Source organism: Streptococcus mitis (genome assembly GCF_905187535.1).
GTDB lineage: Bacteria > Bacillota > Bacilli > Lactobacillales > Streptococcaceae > Streptococcus > Streptococcus mitis_BS.
This window is the reverse complement of record NZ_CAJJIE010000027.1, coordinates 42,275-59,843: the sequence shown is the minus strand read 5'-3', so window position 1 is coordinate 59,843 and position 17,569 is coordinate 42,275. Positions and strand designations below refer to the sequence as shown.

The following is a 17,569-nucleotide window of genomic DNA, read 5'->3' as shown; positions in this document are numbered from 1 at the left end:
TAGCTTCCTAGTTTGCTCTTTGATTTTCATTGAGTATACGATGTGATAACGTGAAAATCGTTAGAACATCTTATATAGAATATACATGGGAATGGGAGTCACTCCCATTCCCATATTTTCAATAGGAATGAAACAACAATAGATTAGAGGAACTCTATGCTAAATTACACAAAAGAAGAATTACTTGAACTGGGTGCAGAAATCACGACTCGTGAAATCTACCAACAGCCTGATGTATGGAAAGAAGCTTTTGAAGCCTATCAAGCGAAATGTGAAGAAATTGCAGCCTTTCTGCAAGATATCGCTGATAGACATGACTATATTAAGGTTATCTTGACAGGTGCTGGGACTTCTGCTTATGTGGGAGATACCTTGGTGCCTTACTTTAAGGAAGTCTATGACGAGCGCAAATGGAATTTCAATTCTATTGCGACAACAGATATTGTTGCCAATCCAGAAACCTATCTGAAAAAAGATGTGGCAACTGTCCTTGTATCCTTTGCTCGTAGCGGTAATTCACCTGAAAGTGTGGCAACCGTTGATTTGGCTAAAGCCTTGGTTGATGACCTCTATCAAGTGACCATTACATGTGCTGCAGAAGGGAAATTGGCTCTTCAAGCTCATGGCGATGACCGCAATCTTTTGCTCTTGCAACCGGCTGCTTCCAATGACGCTGGATTTGCCATGACTTCTAGCTTTACGTCTATGATGTTGACAGCTCTCTTGGTCTTTGATCCTACAGAATTTGCTGTGAAAGCTCAACGTTTTGAAGTTGTGACTAGCCTTGCGCGTAAAGTTCTAGACAATGCAGCAGATGTTAAAGAACTGGTTGACCTCGACTTTAACCGTGTTATCTACCTGGGCGCTGGTCCTTTCTTTGGACTTGCTCATGAAGCTCAGCTCAAGATTTTGGAATTAACAGCTGGTCAGGTGGCGACTATGTATGAAAGTCCAGTCGGCTTCCGTCACGGTCCAAAATCTCTTATCAACGAAAATACAGTTGTTTTGGTCTTTGGTACAACAACAGACTACACTCGCAAGTACGACTTGGACTTGGTTCGTGAAGTTGCTGGTGACCAGATTGCTCGTCGTGTTGTGCTTTTGAGTGATCAAGCTTTTGGTCTTGAAAATGTCAAAGAAGTGGCCTTTGGTTGTGGCGGTGTCTTGAATGATATTTACCGTGTCTTCCCTTACATCGTTTATGCCCAACTCTTTGCCCTATTGACTTCACTCAAGGTAGAAAACAAACCAGATACACCGTCTCCTACAGGTACAGTAAATCGTGTGGTACAGGGTGTTATCATCCACGAATATCAAAAGTAATACTCTTCGAAAATCAAATTCAAACTACGTCAACGTCGCCTTGCCGTACTCAAGTACAGCCTGTGGCTAGCTTTCTAGTTTGCTCTTTGATTTTCATTGAGTATAAGACAGTATTTATGAATTCTTGATAAGAGGATTTGTAAATCATACAAGTAAACCATAGATTGTGAATGGACTTTCTATGGTTTGTTTGCTTAATAGAATTAGGAAGAAGGAAAAACGAATGAAAGCATACACAGAGCGTGTGTTCGGAAGAGTTGATGAACAAGATGTCCTAGCTTATTGCTTTGAGACTGATGCTGGTTATCAATTAGAGGTTATGACTTATGGGGCGACTATCTTGCGCTATGTCACACCTGACAAGGCTGGAAACTTTGCCAACGTTATCTTGGGTTTTGATGATTTTGATAGCTATGTAGGCAATAGTCCCAAGCATGGAGCTAGCGTAGGTCCTGTGGCGGGCCGTATTGCAGGTGCGACCTTTGAGCTTAATGGCAAGACCTATGACCTTGAAGTCAACAATGCTAGCAACTGTAACCATAGTGGTTCAACTGGTTGGGATTCCAGCTTGTTTGAATTGGTCGAGGTGAGCGACCATGGCTTGACTCTCTACACAGAGCGTACAGATGGGACAGGAGGGTTCCCTGGAAATCTCAAGATTTGGATCAGTTACCACTTAGAAGAAACTGGTGCCTATGAAATCAGCTACAAGGTGACAACCGATCAAGATACGCTGGTCAATCCAACCAACCACAGCTATTTCAACTTGTCTGGTGATTTCACGCAGACGATTGACCGCCATGTCTTCCAACTAAATACAGAGGGCATTTACCCAATCGCTCCCGACGGTGTTCCTGCCAAAACTCCAGATGCCAATCGTGATGTGGTTAAACACATCTACAATGGTGCCTTGTTGAAGGATATCTTTGCAGAGGAAGATGAGCAAATCCAGCTGGTATCTGGTTTGGATCATCCATTCGCTCTTCCTGCAGGCCATGTCAATGCTGGTTTCCTTTATGACCAAAATTCAGGTCGCTTCCTGCTTTTCAAGACAGAAGCTCCTTGCTTTGTAGTCTACACAGCAAACTTTGTGGATGAGAGTGTCATCATAGGAGGTCAGCCAATGGTACAGCACAATGGGATTGCCCTTGAAGCGCAGGCTTTACCAGATGCCATTCACAGCGACCTCAAAGACCAAGTCATTCTTAAAGCCGGTCAAACCTTTACAAGCAAGACACGTTATGAGCTTGTTGTGAAATAAAAGGATAGGAATTTCTACTTTTTGGGGAATAGTATTTACCTTATAACATTAGTAGAAATGGGCAAAGAATAGGAAAATATGATATAATTTAATATTGAAAATACCTGTCCTATCTAAAGGATAAAAGGAGAAAAAAATGAAGAAAATTGTATTTGCTAGCGCCTTGGTTTTGACTTTAGCTGGAGCAGTTTTGACAAATGATGTTTTTGCCAATGACAGACTTGTGGCAACACAATCTGCAGATGGTAGAAATGAAAATGTCTTGAGTTCAGAAGTGCTTAACCCTGCTAGTGGCAATGTTTTGGTTGGATTAAAGGGAGAATTTTTGACTCCAGACCAACAAGCTATCTTAGATGCCATCAATGCTATCCGTAAAGAGGCAGCTGACGAAGGTTTGGTAGATAAGTATGTCCCTATCAAATGGTCGACTGACCTAGAAAAGGCAGCTTTTGCCAGAGCTGCAGAAGCTTCTGTAACCATGGACCATACTCGTCTTTCTGGTAAAGAAATCTGGAGCGCCTTCCCATCAGGAAACAGTGTACTAGGAGAAAACTTGGGTTGGAACCATGATGGTTTCTTAAAAGCTCTTGAACAATGGCGTGCTGAAAAAGCAGACTACGTGAAGAAAAAATCAGGTGGTTCAACAAATGGTGGATCTGGTCATTATCAGACTTTGATTAGCCCTAAATTTACACACATGGGGATTGCTGCCTTTAAGAACCCAAATAACCCATATAATGCCGTAACGATTGCTCAGGCTTTTGGTGATGCTGCTACTTCAGAAGAGTTGGTAGGCAGTTACGGTCCTGCTATTCAATATGCAGAAGTGACTTCATCTAACTTGTCAACAGTTAAAAATAAAGCAGTCGTAGTTGAAAAAGCGCTGAAAGAATTTAGAACTTCTAGTTCAGACCAATCTGGTTGGGTGAAAACAGATGGAAAATGGTATTTCTATGAGTCTGGTGATCTGAAGACAGGCTGGGTGAAAACGGGTGGTAAATGGTACTACTTGGATGACCTAGGTGTCATGCAGACAGGATTTGTAAAAGTAGATGGTAGCTGGTATTACTTGAGTAGCTCAGGTGCTATGTTTACAGGCTGGGGTACAGACGGAAATAGATGGTTCTACTTTGATGGCTCAGGAGCTATGAAGACAGGCTGGCTCAAAGAAAATGGAATCTGGTACTACCTTGATGCGTCTGGTATCATGAAGACAGGTTGGTTTAAAGTTGGCCAATACTGGTATTATGCATATGGCTCTGGAGCTTTGGCAGTCAGCACAACAACACCAGACGGTTATAAAGTAAATGGCAACGGTGAATGGGTAAACTAGAAACTAAAGAGTTGCTTTCATAACTTTAGATAATCTATATTTGTTACTATAATTTTAAAGATGGAGAGAAGAAATAGTGCTTCTCTTCATTTTTTGTTGACAGTTTATTTCTGAAAAATCGTAAAGTAAGTGTGGTGGGAAGTTCGTCTTAGCTTTTTCAAATCAGTTAATTACTTAGTTACTTGATTTTTCCCATCCGTTCAATTGTATATCTATCCCTAGAATCTTTTAAAAAGTTGATGTATAATGGAAAGAGTTGTATATTTTACAATAAATTAACATACTAATTTAAAAATGTAAAAAGAGGGGAATATGAATTTCAAAACTAGTGGAGAAGAAAGACAGAATTTCTCATTAAGAAAATTGGCAGTTGGTCTTGTATCTGTGGCAGTTGCGTGTTTCTTTTTGATGGGAACTGGCCTACAGACTGTATCTGCCCAAGAATCTCATACCGTTAATTATACTTATGTTTTAGAGTCGGATTTAACTGACGAAGAGAAGGCTCTCTTGGTTACATCCCTACCACAAGTAGCGGAAGAAACAGACGCTACCTACTATCTGGTTTATCGAGCAAATCAAGTATTGCCCAATACGGGTACTAGCTCTCCATTAGGGACTGTTGCCTTGGTGGCAGGCCTTAGTTTGCTGGTCGTAGTGGTTCTTAAGGGACGTGATGGCAAGAGCAAGATTAGCCGATTCTTGTTAGTAAGCGCTCTAGGCAGTCAGTTGCTGTCTCCAACTGCCCTTGCTTTGACGAGCGAGACACTAGCTGCTTATAACACCCAATTATCGGTCCAGGCAGGAGATGCCTTACCAGCTCCGGTTGATATTCCTGGTTATACTTATCTAGGATATGTGGAAAATAAGCCAGCTCTTTCTGTACAGATAACTAGCAAACCAGCAGAATCTACTGAAAATCAAGAGATTAAATTAGAAAACAGTCAATCTCAGGAAGTAGTTACTACTCATTCAGCAGATTCGACTATGGGAACTGAATTTGTCAAGCAGTCAAATGACAGCAAGTCTAACTTAGAAAATGTAGATATCTCAGCAGCTACGGCTCCATCTTCTAAAAATGAGAATACTAGTCAGCAACCAGCAGTTTCTCTAAGTCAGGAAAGCAAGGATACGAATGTTGTCAAAGGCGGGGAGGCAGACCAAAAAACAGCACCAGCTACAGAGTCTGCAACAAATTCAAGCCAAACTGATGGGAATCAAGAACAGTCAAAACCAGTACTGCCAGCTCCGCAAAGCCCAGTGGTAGAGAATCAACAAGGAGGAACATCTTCTCCTGTAGAGCCTCAACCACAAGAAAATAATGAAACTGTAGTGCAAACAAAAGGGACACAAGAGTCAGGTCACGAGGGCGAGGCTCTGATTCAACCATCGCAACCAACGTACACAGCCCCAATTAGCACTCAAGGAACACAAGAGTCGGGTCATGAGGGTGAGTCCCTAGTTCAACCAGCACAACCAGCCTATACGGATCCAATCAGCACTCAAGGGACCCAAGAGTCAGGTCATGAGGGCGAGTCCCTGGTTCAACCAGTGCTACCAGCCTATACGGATCCGATCAGCACTCAAGGGACCCAAGAATCAGGTCATGAGGGTGAAGCCCTGGTTCAACCAGCACAACCGTCTTATACAGAACCCGTTAGCACCCAAGGTACACAAGAGCCCGGCCATGAAGGTGAGGCTCTGGTTCAATCAGAACTACCAGTTTACACAGGTCCTCAGGAGGGATCTCCAGTTGATCCAACAGTGCCAGAGTCTACAGAAGTTGTTAGCAGTAAGGGAACGCAAGAGCTAGGCCATGAGGGTGAAGCTTTAGTTCAACCCGTTCAGCCATCTTACACAGCCCCAATTAGTACCCAAGGTACGCAAGAGCCCGGTCACGAAGGTGAAGCTGCTGTAGCAGAGGCTCTTCCTGAACTGCCTTTGACAAGTAATCATCGTACAGTAACAGAAACCATTCCTCATGAAACTGAAGAAATTGAAGATGCGACTATCATAAAAAATCATCGAGAAATTGCTCAGGAAGGAAAAGACGGTTTACGGACAATCGAGTATGAAGATTATCTCGTAGATGGTAAGGTGGAAGCGAGCAAGGAAATCTCGCGTACAGAAGTAGAACCAACCAAAGAGATTGTCAAGGTTGGTAGTCTTGTTAAAACCAAACCAACGGTTGAAATTACTAATCTGGTTAAAGATGAGAGCAAAAAAGCAGTAGCAGTCAACTATCACCTGGATGACCCAACGTCTGCTCTTGTTAAGGCCAAGGCCCAAATTTACCAAAAAGGAACATTGGTCAAAGAGGTGAACTTGAAAAATCCATCAGATCAACAAACGATTGATGGATTGGACTACTATACGTCATACAATCTTAAGACTTACCTGACCTATAATCTAGGCCAATCTGATCAGGAAAGTACAGAAGTATCAACGAAAGATTTTCAGTTAGACTATAAAAAAATTGAAATCAAAGATGTGGATGAAGTGGGGCTCTATGGTAAGGAAGATGGTCACTACCGTCGTTATCTGAACTTATCAGAAGTACCAAGTGATTTGTCACCTTATTTTGTCAAAGTCAAATCAGACAAGATGAAGGAAATGCTGTTACCAGTTAGCTCTATTAAGGAAACAGATGATGGGAAATACAAGGTAACCGTTGCCTTCAATGAACTGGTTCAAGAGGAAGGTTCAACATATAAGGATAACTATAGTTTCACAATTGATAAGCAAAAGCTTGCCAAGGACGGTGTCTATACTTCCTTTAAGAAACTGATTGCTGCCATGCAAGGCGATCTCGCTGGAACCTTTAAACTTGGAGCTGATATGACAGCTGATGAGGTGTCCTTAGCTAAGGGACAAACTAGCTATGTGACAGGAACTTTCACTGGTAATCTTATCGGTGCGAGTGATGGGCAGCCATTTGCGATTTATGACCTTAAGACAGCCTTGTTTGATAACTTGACTAAGGCTACTGTGAAAGATATTGACCTTAAAGCGGTAGCGATTAAGAGTCAAGAAGACACAGCCAGCCTAGCAAAAGTAGCTACTAACAGCCAGATTAGTAATGTAGCTGTAGAAGGTCAATTGACAGGTAGCAAGTCAGTTGCAGGTTTGGTAGCCAAGGCTCAGGATACAGAAATAACTAATAGTTCCTTTACAGGTAGCATTCAGGCCAAGCATGCGGATGCCTCTCCTTACTATGTGGGAGGTATAGCAGGGCTCTTATCTGGTAATAAGGCTAAGATTGATAAGGTAGCCGTTGATGCAAATATTTCTAGCAATGCTCGCAACAATAACCAATTTGCGGGAGGTATTGTAGGGAAAGTTCAAAGTGGTGCTTTGGTGTCTCATGCGCTAGCAAGTGGGACTATCCTCAATACGACAACCTATCCACGCGTCGGAGGTATAGCTGGTTCTACATGGCAAAATGGCCGTATCCATCATGTTGTTAGCACGGTCAATACTGGAGACGGCTATGCCATCACAGGAGACCAATATAAGGGAGCGGACATCAAAGATGCCAGCACTGCCGAGAACAAGAAGGCCGATCTCTATGCGACCCCAATCACCCAAGACCAGGCCAGAGAAAAGGTCCAGTCTTATGGGATGACAGTGACACTAAACGATACAGGTCAAACACTAAAGGCCAATCAGCACAGTGTGGACTATACTCAGTTAAGCCAAGGTCAAGCTAGTCGAAAAGTTGCTTATCACAATATTGAGAGATTGATGCCTTTCTATAATAAAGAGCTAGTGGTTCACTATGGAAATCAAGTCAATCCTACTGATAAGCTTTATACTACAGAACTGCTGGATGTTGTACCAATGAAGGACAATGACATCATCACAGATATTCAAGCCAATAAAGCAGCGATCAATAAACTGATGTTGCATTTTGCTGACAATACAATCAGTTATCTAGATGTCACTTACAAAGACGACTTCAAAAATACACAAATTGCAGAGTACAGCGTAGCAGGAAAAAACTTTATCTATACACCAGAGGCCTTTCTATCTGACTATACAAAAGTGACCAATCAGGTCCTAGCAGATTTGCAAGGAGTTGAATATGACTCGGCAGCCATGAGAAGAGTTCTGGGTATTGAGGCAGATGCGTCGCTTGATCCGCTATATTTGGACAAAGAGTTTGAAAAAGTTAAGGCCAATATCGGCGAACATCTCCGTAAAGTGCTAACCATGGACAAGTCTATCAATACGATGGGAGATAGTGTAGCGACCTACATCAGTGAGAAAATCAAGAACAACAAGGAAGCTTTCTTGCTTGGTTTGACCTACCTCAATCGCTGGTACAATATCAACTATGATCACATCAATACCAAGGATCTCAATACCTATAAGTTTGACTTTGATGGCAATAGCACAGCTTCAACCTTGGATACTATCATTGCCCTAGGTCAGAGCGGTATGGAAAATCTCAAGGCATCAAATAATCCAATTGCCTATGAAACAACCCTGGCTGCTGCAAAAGGTCGCAAGACAGTGACTGATTTACTAGAGTCTTACAGAAAACTCTTCCTACCAACTAAAACCAATAATGAATGGTTGAAGACAAATACCAAGGCCTATATCGTAGAGAGTAAATCAGCGATTCCAGAAGTGCGTGCCAAACAAGAGTCAGCAACACCAGATAGTAACTATACGCTGGGAGTCTATGACCGTATTACGGCACCAAGTTGGAAATTAAAAAATATGCTCCTACCGCTATTGACATTGCCAGAAGAGGATGTTTATGTGATTTCAAACCTTTCTACCTTGGCCTTTGGTGGCTACGAACGCTACCGTGATCGTGTCAATAATATAGTCTTATCAGGAGAAGAATTGCGTCAGTATGTCCGTGGCAAGGTCGACCAGTCGGCTGAATGGCAACGAGACCACTATGATATCTGGTATCATCTCCTTTCACCAGAATACAAAGAGAAACTCTTCCGCTCAGTCATGGTTTCAGATGGCTTTGGTATGAAAGATAGCAATAGTAATTATTACTGGGCTACCCTGTCTGATAAGGCCATTGATTCTATCTACAACTTCTTTGGACCAACTGGTAAGTGGTATGGGGAAAGTAAAGGAGCCGGGGCCTATGCCAACGGTTCTGAGGTCCACTATGTCAGCGACCGCTTGTTGGATAAATACGGAACATCAGTCTATACCCATGAAATGGTTCATAATTCTGATGGACATATTTACTTTGAAGGTAAAGGTCGTCGTGAAGGATTGGGAGCAGAGTTGTATGCCTTAGGACTGTTGCAATCTGCTGACAGTCTAGATAAGGATGCTATTGTCTTGAATACTCTCTATAAAGGGGATAAGAATTCACCAACTCGCTTGCATACTTATGATCCGACAAGTCGCTTCACATCAGCCGCAGCATTGCAAGAGTATGTACACGGTATGTACGATGTCTTGTATACCTTGGACGCTATGGAAGCCAATGCCATTTTAACTAAGTCTAACGATGTCAAGAAAAAATGGTTTAGAAAAATAGAGAATTTCTATATTGAGGACAAGTATCATAAACAAACGCATGCAGGAAACTCTGTTCGCCCATTGACAGATGCTGAAATAAGTAAGCTAACTAGTCTGGATGCCTTGATTGACAATGACATCATCAACCGTCGGGCTTACCGTGATAAGAGTGACTATACTCGTAATGGCTATCATCTTATCAGCATGTTCTCACCGATTTATGCTGCCCTCAGCAATCCAAAGGGTGCGCCTGGTGACATCATGTTTAGAAAGACAGCCTACGAATTGTTGGCAGAAAAAGGTTATCAAGATGGGTTCTTACCATATGTATCCAACCAATATGCAGAAGAAGCTAAACGAAACGGGGACATTACCTATTCAGATTGGCTTAGGAAAGATGTGGGACTCATTACTGATAGCCTCGTATTGAAAAATGTCTTTGCCAACCAATACGCTTCATGGTCTGATTTCAAGAAGGATATGTTTAATCAACGTATTCGTAAGCAAGATCAGTTGAAACCAATCACCATTCAGTACGAACTTGGTGTACCAAACAGCAGCAAGGAAATTACAATTAGTTCAGCTGCCCAAATGCAAGAACTCATTAATCAAGCAGTGGCAAAAGATGTGGCTAACATTGACCGTACGACAAGCCATGTACCTGCAAGTTGGGTCCACTTGTTAAAACAAAAAATCTACAATGCCTACCTACGTAGCACAGATGATTTCAGAGAATCGATTTATAAGTAATAAGAAAACTCCCCCAAGCTATCCTATCTAAGCCAGTCTACCTTGCAGATGGTCAGTCTTTGTGATAGAATAGCATAAAGTCCTTTTGAGGGGGAACTTGCTAGGAAATCCCCAAGCATTGTAACGGATTAACCACCCTCGCCTTTTTGTGAGGGTGGTTTTTCTTTTGTAAGCAGAAAATAAGAGAGAAAGAGTGTATAGTATGTCGAGAATTGTCACTATCTTTTACCCAGAATACATCTACCGTATAGGAGAAGAAATCCGTTCTGAGGAGGACTTGCTGGTCAAGTTTCTAGCCAAATGGGCAAAACAGACAGATCTCTTTATCCGTGACCAACAAATTGTACCAAAGCCCAGCCTCTGGCGTTACATGGAAAACACGGACAAAAATTACTATGAAGTCGTCCATGAAAATATCATACGAGACTTACGCCTCGCCAATCTGCGCCAGACAAACAAATACCTAGTTGCTAGCGAAGTGTTGACTGATACTTTGGCGAAACAAGGGTATGATACGAAGTTTTTACCACCAATGTTTACAGAAAAAGTAGCTCAAATATACAGAGAACTACTAGATAGGAACTTCTAGGATGTTGGGAATGCTAGTCACCCTATTGCTTTATTTCGGCTTGATTTCCTGGATTGCCTATCGCAAAAAAGGGAGCGAAGAGGATTACTATCAGGTTAAGAAAGCTGTTCCAGTGACAGTTTTGGCCTTCTCAGTCTTTGCGACCTTACTCAGCCCCATTTCCTTTCTGACTCTGGTGGGGAATGCCTATACAGGCAGGTCCTATCTCTGGTTTGCCCAGTGTGGCATCTTTCTAGCTATTCCACTGGCCCATCGCTACTTTTTGCCCCTCTATCAAAAGGGAAACTACGAAACAGCCTATCATCTTTTAGAGGACAAGTTTCAATCGGCGGGCATTCGTTCACTGGCCTCAGGTCTTTTCATCATTTACCAGTTGGGGCGAATAGCAGTGGTGACCTACTTGTTGTCGCAGGCCTTAGAGCCCTTTATCCCTATCAATCCGCTGGTCTTGTCAGCTTTACTCCTTATCTTGACGGTCTATTATCTGGCAAGTGGTGGTCTCTTGGTTGTACTTTGGACGGACTTCTTTCAGGGTTTGGTCCTACTAGCTATACTAGCCCTATTTCTACCAAGAATTGCCCAATCTGGCTTAGCCATGAATAGCAGTCAACAACTCTCTCGCTTTGTAGAGAAACTGGATGGGCAGACGGTCTTGATCTTAGTTGCAGGAGCAGGTTTTAGTAGTTTGTTCTCCTACGTTTCTTCGCAGGATATCGTTCAACGTTTTAACAGCAAAATGGGACGTCGGAAAATTGGGAAAATCTTATGGTTTCAGGGACTCTTGTCCTTTGGGATTGCTAGTTTACTGTATCTGATTGGCTGCTTGATTCGTCAGGAAAATTTTGCTACCACATCGACCAATCCTGTTCTCATTGCTTACGCTCGGGAAGGTCTGGCGCCTTGGTTTGGCAGTTTTATCATGCTGGCTCTCTTGGCAGCAGGCCAATCCACAGTTTCATCCAGTATGAATGCAATCGTGACCTGCTTGAAGTTGGATTTTGCTTGGTCAAAGATTCGCTGGTCGCCAAGTATTCTATCCTTTGTCTTAGCAGGTCTGTCCTGGCTCCTCTGTCTCTTGCTCATGAATGCAGAAATCTACTCCATCTACGAATGGATTAACGGCTTTATGGGTCTGACACTAGGTGTGATTGGTGGTTTGTATCTCTTGGTTTTACTCCTCAAAAGACCGAGTTTACAGTTAGCCAAAATCTATCTGGTCTTTAGTCTAGGAGCCTTGGTTTTCTATCATTACAGTGGCCTTTTTGCTAACCCCAATCCATGGTTAAATAGCATCATCACCACCCTATCTGCCCTGTTTATCTCATTTCTAGGAAGACTATATGAAAGCAACATCTAAACCCATAGCCGTCATTTTGATCCGTTCGGGTTCACGCGGCTTAGTAGATAAAAATATCAAACCGCTTGCAGGCAAACCCTTGGTTTTCTATACCATAGAAGTCGCTCTGGCCTCCAAGTTATTTAGTGAAATCTGGGTCTCCTCAGACTCACTAGCCTATCTGGAACTTTGTCGTCAAGCCTATCCAGAAATTCATTGTGTCCACAGACCAAAAGAACTGGCCCTGGCAACAACCTCTAGCTTAGAAACCTTACGAGACTTTTTACAACCCTTTGAGGAAGAGCAAGTCTTCGTGAATCTGCAGGTGACCTCACCCCTGAGAGAGGTGGAGCACCTCATCGAGTCCTACCAACTCTACTGTCAGTCTGGCGCCGACCATTTGATTTCCTGTGTCAAGGCGGATAAGAGTCGTAGTCTTTACTTGCAGTTGGCGGAGTCGACTTTTATCCGTCCGCCTCAGGTGTCCAAGCACTATGCTCGGCAAAAAGAGCCCGTCTATTACTATCCCAACGGTAGTATCTGGATTTCTCGCAAGGACCTTTACCTACGAGACGAGACCTTTTACACAGATAAGACAGTAGCCTATGAAATGCCTAAACTCTATTCTTATGATATCGACGATGCCTTGGACTTTGAAGTCGTTGAGACCTTGCTGCATCATCACCACCTAGGAGAATCAAAGAGATGAAACACCTCATCATTGCCACAACGCCCTTGCAAGCCAAGATTGCCCAGCATATCAAGGGACTCTATCCTGATCAGAACTTTGTCAGCCTCTATGTTAGTCCTGTCAAAAATGCCCGTCATGAATATTACGCTCAGGAATTTGACCATGTTCACTATCCACAGATGGCAGAGGCCTTGGCTCAGATTTGTCAGGAGCTGGCTGGAGATTATGACACTATCTTTTATGCCAGTTTTGACAATAGCTTGACTCTGGACTTGATTGCTAGTTCGACCTATCAGCACCTCATGAGTTTCGATGATGGTTATGCGGATATTTACCCCTTGGGCATGTATGCCCGGCCTCTCCATCCCAGTCAGGTTGGCTCCTTGGGCTTGAGCATTTATGACCTATGAATACAAGAGCCACATTTATTTGGCAGAGGCAGTTTTAAATGTAAAGGATTTGGCAAGTCAAACTGCCTTTTATCAGCAAATCATTGGTTTAGAAATCTTGTCTCAAACTGAGACAGAGGTCATTCTAGGCCTTGGTGGAAAAGCCTTGGTACACTTGATTCAAACACAAGAAGAGGGACAAGTAAGGGAACATTATGGCCTTTACCATCTGGCTATTCTCTTGCCGACACGCAAGGCTTTGGCTGATGTCTTGAAACATCTGACGGATTTGCGGATTCCTCTTGTCGGCGGTGCAGACCATGGTTACAGTGAGGCCCTTTACTTAGAGGATTTGGAGGGAAATGGTATTGAACTCTATCGAGATAAGCCGGTTTCTACATGGGATATTCGAGAAGATGGGCGTATTATCGGGGTGACGGAAGCCCTTGCAGCGCAGGATATCTATGAGTCGGGGGAAAGACTAGAGCCCTTTATCCTAGCAGATGATACGAGAATGGGGCATATCCATCTTTCTGTCAAGAATAATCGAAAGTCCAGCCAGTTTTATCAGAAAGTGTTAGGGCTAGAGGATAAATTCAGTCTACCTAGCGCTAGTTGGATTGCGGCTGGAGATTATCATCATCATTTAGCAGTCAACGAATGGGGAGGAAAAAGCCTAGTTCCGCGTAAGCAAGGTTTGCCAGGCTTAGCCTACTATGTCATTGAAGTCGCGAGTAAGGAAGAACTGTTAACGATTGCTGAGCGAGCACAAGAAGTTGATGCACCAGCTAAGTGGCTGACATCTAGCCAGCTGGACGTTACAGACCCAGACGGAATTGTGACCCGTATTCGCTTAGCAAGATAGGCAAGATGTGATAAAAATCAGAGCATAAATTGTAGAAAGTACCCCTTATCCTAGTCGGATATGTAGAAAATTTGATATGATAGTAGGGAATAAGGAGAAGAATACAATGACCAGTGAATACCAGAAAATGATTACAGGGGAACCCTATCATCCGTTTGACCCCGAGTTGCGAGCCTTGGCTCAGACTTCTCGTCAAAAACAGGCTGCTTTTAACCAGGAGCCAGACTCCTTGAAAGGGGCGGAGATTATCAAGACTTGGTTTGGTTCAACTGGGGAAAATCTCTATGTCAATCCACGCCTGGTGGTCGATTATGGAGTCAATATTCATCTAGGGGAAAATTTTTATTCTAATTGGAACTTGACCATGCTGGATGTTTGTCCGATTCGTATCGGAGACAATGCCATGGTTGGCCCCAACTGTCAGTTTTTAACACCACTCCATCCACTGGATCCGCAGGAACGCAATTCAGGGGTCGAATACGGAAAGCCCATCACCATCGGTGACAATTTTTGGGCTGGTGGTGGCGTCATTGTCCTTCCTGGAGTGACACTGGGCAATAACGTAGTGGCAGGAGCAGGGGCCGTGATTACCAAGTCCTTTGGCGATAATGTTGTTCTAGCTGGCAATCCTGCGCGCGTGATTAAGGAGATAGATGTGAAATAGAAGTAGAATAGGCTGGGGAAAAAACTCAATTTCAGGAAAAATGAAGTAAATCTTTCAACAATAAAACGCATAATATCAAGGTTGTTCATTACCTGATATTATGCGTTTTTCTGATTTCAAAGACTTTTTACTCAACCTCTTTTTGTAGATTTGATACTTGAAGTCACTCTTCTTAATCATTATGGAATTGCTCCATCTAGTTGAGTAGTTTAGATGGTGGTGTTTTTCTAACATAAAAAATTCATAATGGATAGCGAAATAGATATGACGACACTTTGAGATATTGTTATAAATCTTTTTTATGGTCACAATAGAAAATATATATTAGTCAAGCTAGAAGATTCGTAGTAGAATAATTAGCAAATAAAAGCAAAGGGGTTATTTTATGAAATTAGTTAATTTATGGTCAAAACTTTCACTCGGTTTGCAATTATTGCTAGCTTTGATTTTAGGTGTTATTTTTGCAGTAATCTGGCCACAATTTGCAGGTTTTTATCAATTTCTAGGACAAGCATTCATCAAATTGGTAAACATGGTCATTATTCCACTAATATTCCCAATTATAGTAGTTGCAGTGGCTAGTGTTATTGGAAAAAAATCGTTTGGTAAAATTTTAACGAAGACCTTACTCTACTTTTTTGCTGTTACAACTGCGATTACTTTATTATTTGTATTTGCTAGTTATTATTTGGGATTTGGTCAAGGTGTGAATATTGGCCAAACTGGTGGTAATATCGATGGGATAGCTAATAATGTCCAATTGAGTGAGTTTTTACTTGGTTTTATTCCTTCAAATATTGTGAAATCAATTTCAGAAGGATCTCTTCTTCCAATTATTGTTTTTGCTATTTTTCTTGGTTATGGAATTGGTAGCTTGAAGAGTGATAAAACCAAAAAAATTCTTGAAGGTTTCCAGATTTGGATTGAAGCTATTTATAAAATTGTAACTGTTATTGTAAAATTATCTCCTATTGGAATCTTTGGCTTTATTGCAAAAGATGTCGCTAGTACAGGGATTGATAAGTTAGTTGGACTTGGTCAATTTGTTATCGGAACTTATTTGGCTTATGGAGTTCTCATTTTAGTTGTTTTCCCTCTGATTGCCTCTATCTTTAAAGTTCCATATTTGACCGCTTTTCGTGAAAATTGGAGCCTCTTGACTCTAGCATTTATTTCAGGTAGTTCGAGTGTTGTGTTACCGTCCCTATTAAAGGATTTAAAGAAACAGGGACATGATGAGAATACGATTGATTTGGTTGTCCCTTTAGGATATACTTTTAATCTAGAAGGAGCAGCTGTCTATTTTTCAGTAGCCACTATTTTTATCGCACATGCTTACGGTATCCAATTTTCATTATCAAGTCTCTTATTTACAGTTTTACTTTTGACATTAATTGGGAAAACTGCAGCTACTGTTCCATCAGGAGCTATCGTAGTTTTGTTGGCAGCAGCACCCCAGCTTGGATTACCAGTAGAAGGAGTGGCCTTGATTTTTGCAGTTGATTTCTTTGTGAATGCTGGTCGTACAATGATCAATGTTTTGGGTCAAATATTAACGGTCAGTGTCATTGAAAAAACAGAAGGTTATAGTTTAGAGGAAGACAAGCAACATCAATTGTCAGTTAACTTTTCTTAAAGGAGATAGGACTTATGAGTAACGCAAAAGTTTATGTGATTCATGAAAATATTGAATGGACACAGCATTTAGTAAAATGGTTAGAAAAAATACAAGTACCTTATGAATTATGGGATCTATCGAGTGGGATATTAGATCTTCAAAGCCCACCTCCACAAGGAATTTTTTATAATAGGATGTCCGCATCTTCTCATACGAGAGGGCATCGCTATGCACCAGAGTTTACGGAGCAGGTGCTTACGTGGCTAGAGGCTCATGGACGTAAAGTAGTTAATGGAACGGGAGCCATCAATCTAGAAATCAGTAAGGTGAAACAATATTTGAAATTAAATGAATCTGGTATTGAGACTCCAGCAACAGTTGCTGTTTTGGGACCGGAAAATATTATTGAAGCAGCAAGGAAATTGAATATCTATCCTTTGATTACCAAGCATAATAGAGCAGGAAAAGGATTAGGAGTTCAACTTTTCCAAAATGAAGAGGAACTTGAAGTTTATGTTAATAGTTCCCTCTTTGAACCTTCAGTGGACGGGATTACCTTGTTACAAGCCTACATCAAACCAAGTGATGGTCGTATCCGTCGTTCAGAGTTTATCAATCAGAAGTTCCTTTATACTGTTTCAATTGATTCTTCAGATGGTTTCCAACTTTGTCCAGCAGATGGTTGTCAAATCGGTAAGAGGCCAGAACAACTGGAAACTTCTGAAAAATTCCAAATTACAGAACCTCTACCAGAATCTCAAAAAGAAGCTTATGAAGCCTTCCTTAAAAATGCTCATATTGATGTGGCGGCTATAGAATGGGTTCAATCAGAAAGCGGAGATATTTATGTGTATGATGTAAATACCAATACAAACTATAATCCTACAGCGGAACAGAATGCTGACATCTTTGCTCATCAACATCTGGCTGAATATTTAAAGAGGGAGTTAGAAGCTCTTTATAGTGAATGATCATCTTGGAAGTTGATCTTTTAAAAATTTGATAATAGCTTCTAGATAGAGTAAGACATAAATACTTTTTTTAAGGTGACAGTTATCATCAACAACTACTAATATATAACGCCCCCTCTTCAGATTTTAATTGTAGAGGGGTTACGTTTGCGATGTTTGCCCTAATTCCTTATGATTTATGAAATCACTTAGTGTTGAGAATTCCAAGAATACTGAGATTTTTTTCTCCTCAGTTCATTAGCTTCCTCCTTGACACTCTGCCAGCTTTTGATACAATAGTACA

At 41.7% G+C, this 17,569-nt stretch carries 12 protein-coding genes; all 12 read left to right on the top strand.

The window, feature by feature from the left end:
- Positions 1–156: 156 nt before the first annotated feature.
- The 12 genes from JQ841_RS03380 to JQ841_RS03325 all read left to right on the top strand — a co-directional run bounded on the left by JQ841_RS03380 (position 157) and on the right by JQ841_RS03325 (position 17,286).
- Positions 157–1,323: an SIS domain-containing protein gene (locus JQ841_RS03380; RefSeq protein ID WP_203180116.1), complete on the top strand. Its 1,167-nt coding sequence runs from the start codon at positions 157–159 to the stop codon at positions 1,321–1,323.
- Between the two features lie 223 nt (positions 1,324–1,546).
- The gene (locus tag JQ841_RS03375; RefSeq protein WP_203180115.1) at positions 1,547–2,584 is read left to right on the top strand and encodes an aldose epimerase family protein; all 1,038 of its coding nucleotides are present in this window, start codon (positions 1,547–1,549) and stop codon (positions 2,582–2,584) included.
- Between the two features lie 136 nt (positions 2,585–2,720).
- On the top strand, positions 2,721–3,917 hold the full coding sequence (locus tag JQ841_RS03370) for a CAP domain-containing protein (RefSeq protein ID WP_203180114.1): 1,197 nt from the start codon (positions 2,721–2,723) through the stop codon (positions 3,915–3,917).
- Between the two features lie 312 nt (positions 3,918–4,229).
- Positions 4,230–10,163 carry a ZmpA/ZmpB/ZmpC family metallo-endopeptidase gene (locus JQ841_RS03365; RefSeq protein WP_203180113.1) on the top strand — a complete coding sequence of 1,978 codons (5,934 nt, stop codon included), beginning with the start codon at positions 4,230–4,232 and terminating at the stop codon, positions 10,161–10,163.
- Positions 10,164–10,365: 202 nt separating this feature from the next.
- Positions 10,366–10,752, top strand: a complete 387-nt coding sequence (locus tag JQ841_RS03360) for a hypothetical protein (protein ID WP_238395591.1) — start codon at positions 10,366–10,368, stop codon at positions 10,750–10,752.
- A 10-nt stretch (positions 10,753–10,762) separates the two neighbouring features.
- Positions 10,763–12,109: a sodium:solute symporter family transporter gene (locus JQ841_RS03355; protein WP_238395590.1), complete on the top strand. Its 1,347-nt coding sequence runs from the start codon at positions 10,763–10,765 to the stop codon at positions 12,107–12,109.
- Positions 12,093–12,797, top strand: coding sequence for an acylneuraminate cytidylyltransferase family protein (locus tag JQ841_RS03350; RefSeq protein WP_203180111.1), 705 nt, complete (start codon positions 12,093–12,095; stop codon positions 12,795–12,797). The genes JQ841_RS03355 and JQ841_RS03350 overlap by 17 nt, the downstream gene beginning before the upstream one ends.
- Positions 12,794–13,189, top strand: coding sequence for a hypothetical protein (locus tag JQ841_RS03345; RefSeq protein ID WP_238395589.1), 396 nt, complete (start codon positions 12,794–12,796; stop codon positions 13,187–13,189). Before JQ841_RS03350 ends, JQ841_RS03345 begins: the two co-directional genes overlap by 4 nt.
- Positions 13,179–14,033: a VOC family protein gene (locus tag JQ841_RS03340; protein ID WP_203180110.1), complete on the top strand. Its 855-nt coding sequence runs from the start codon at positions 13,179–13,181 to the stop codon at positions 14,031–14,033. Before JQ841_RS03345 ends, JQ841_RS03340 begins: the two co-directional genes overlap by 11 nt.
- Positions 14,034–14,139: 106 nt before the next feature.
- Positions 14,140–14,697 (top strand): sugar O-acetyltransferase, encoded by a 558-nt coding sequence (locus tag JQ841_RS03335; RefSeq protein ID WP_203180109.1) that lies wholly within the window; start codon positions 14,140–14,142, stop codon positions 14,695–14,697.
- A gap of 385 nt (positions 14,698–15,082) precedes the next feature.
- On the top strand, positions 15,083–16,333 hold the full coding sequence (locus JQ841_RS03330; protein WP_203180108.1) for a dicarboxylate/amino acid:cation symporter: 1,251 nt from the start codon (positions 15,083–15,085) through the stop codon (positions 16,331–16,333).
- 14 nt (positions 16,334–16,347) lie between these two features.
- Positions 16,348–17,286, top strand: a complete 939-nt coding sequence (locus JQ841_RS03325; RefSeq protein WP_203180107.1) for an ATP-grasp domain-containing protein — start codon at positions 16,348–16,350, stop codon at positions 17,284–17,286.
- Positions 17,287–17,569: the final 283 nt, after the last annotated feature.

Coding starts and splice junctions, on each gene's coding strand:
- JQ841_RS03380 (WP_203180116.1), top strand. CDS start 157: ATGCTAAATTACACAAAAGAAGAATTACTTGAACTGGGTGCAGAAATC.
- JQ841_RS03375 (WP_203180115.1), top strand. CDS start 1,547: ATGAAAGCATACACAGAGCGTGTGTTCGGAAGAGTTGATGAACAAGAT.
- JQ841_RS03370 (WP_203180114.1), top strand. CDS start 2,721: ATGAAGAAAATTGTATTTGCTAGCGCCTTGGTTTTGACTTTAGCTGGA.
- JQ841_RS03365 (WP_203180113.1), top strand. CDS start 4,230: ATGAATTTCAAAACTAGTGGAGAAGAAAGACAGAATTTCTCATTAAGA.
- JQ841_RS03360 (WP_238395591.1), top strand. CDS start 10,366: ATGTCGAGAATTGTCACTATCTTTTACCCAGAATACATCTACCGTATA.
- JQ841_RS03355 (WP_238395590.1), top strand. CDS start 10,763: ATGCTAGTCACCCTATTGCTTTATTTCGGCTTGATTTCCTGGATTGCC.
- JQ841_RS03350 (WP_203180111.1), top strand. CDS start 12,093: ATGAAAGCAACATCTAAACCCATAGCCGTCATTTTGATCCGTTCGGGT.
- JQ841_RS03345 (WP_238395589.1), top strand. CDS start 12,794: ATGAAACACCTCATCATTGCCACAACGCCCTTGCAAGCCAAGATTGCC.
- JQ841_RS03340 (WP_203180110.1), top strand. CDS start 13,179: ATGACCTATGAATACAAGAGCCACATTTATTTGGCAGAGGCAGTTTTA.
- JQ841_RS03335 (WP_203180109.1), top strand. CDS start 14,140: ATGACCAGTGAATACCAGAAAATGATTACAGGGGAACCCTATCATCCG.
- JQ841_RS03330 (WP_203180108.1), top strand. CDS start 15,083: ATGAAATTAGTTAATTTATGGTCAAAACTTTCACTCGGTTTGCAATTA.
- JQ841_RS03325 (WP_203180107.1), top strand. CDS start 16,348: ATGAGTAACGCAAAAGTTTATGTGATTCATGAAAATATTGAATGGACA.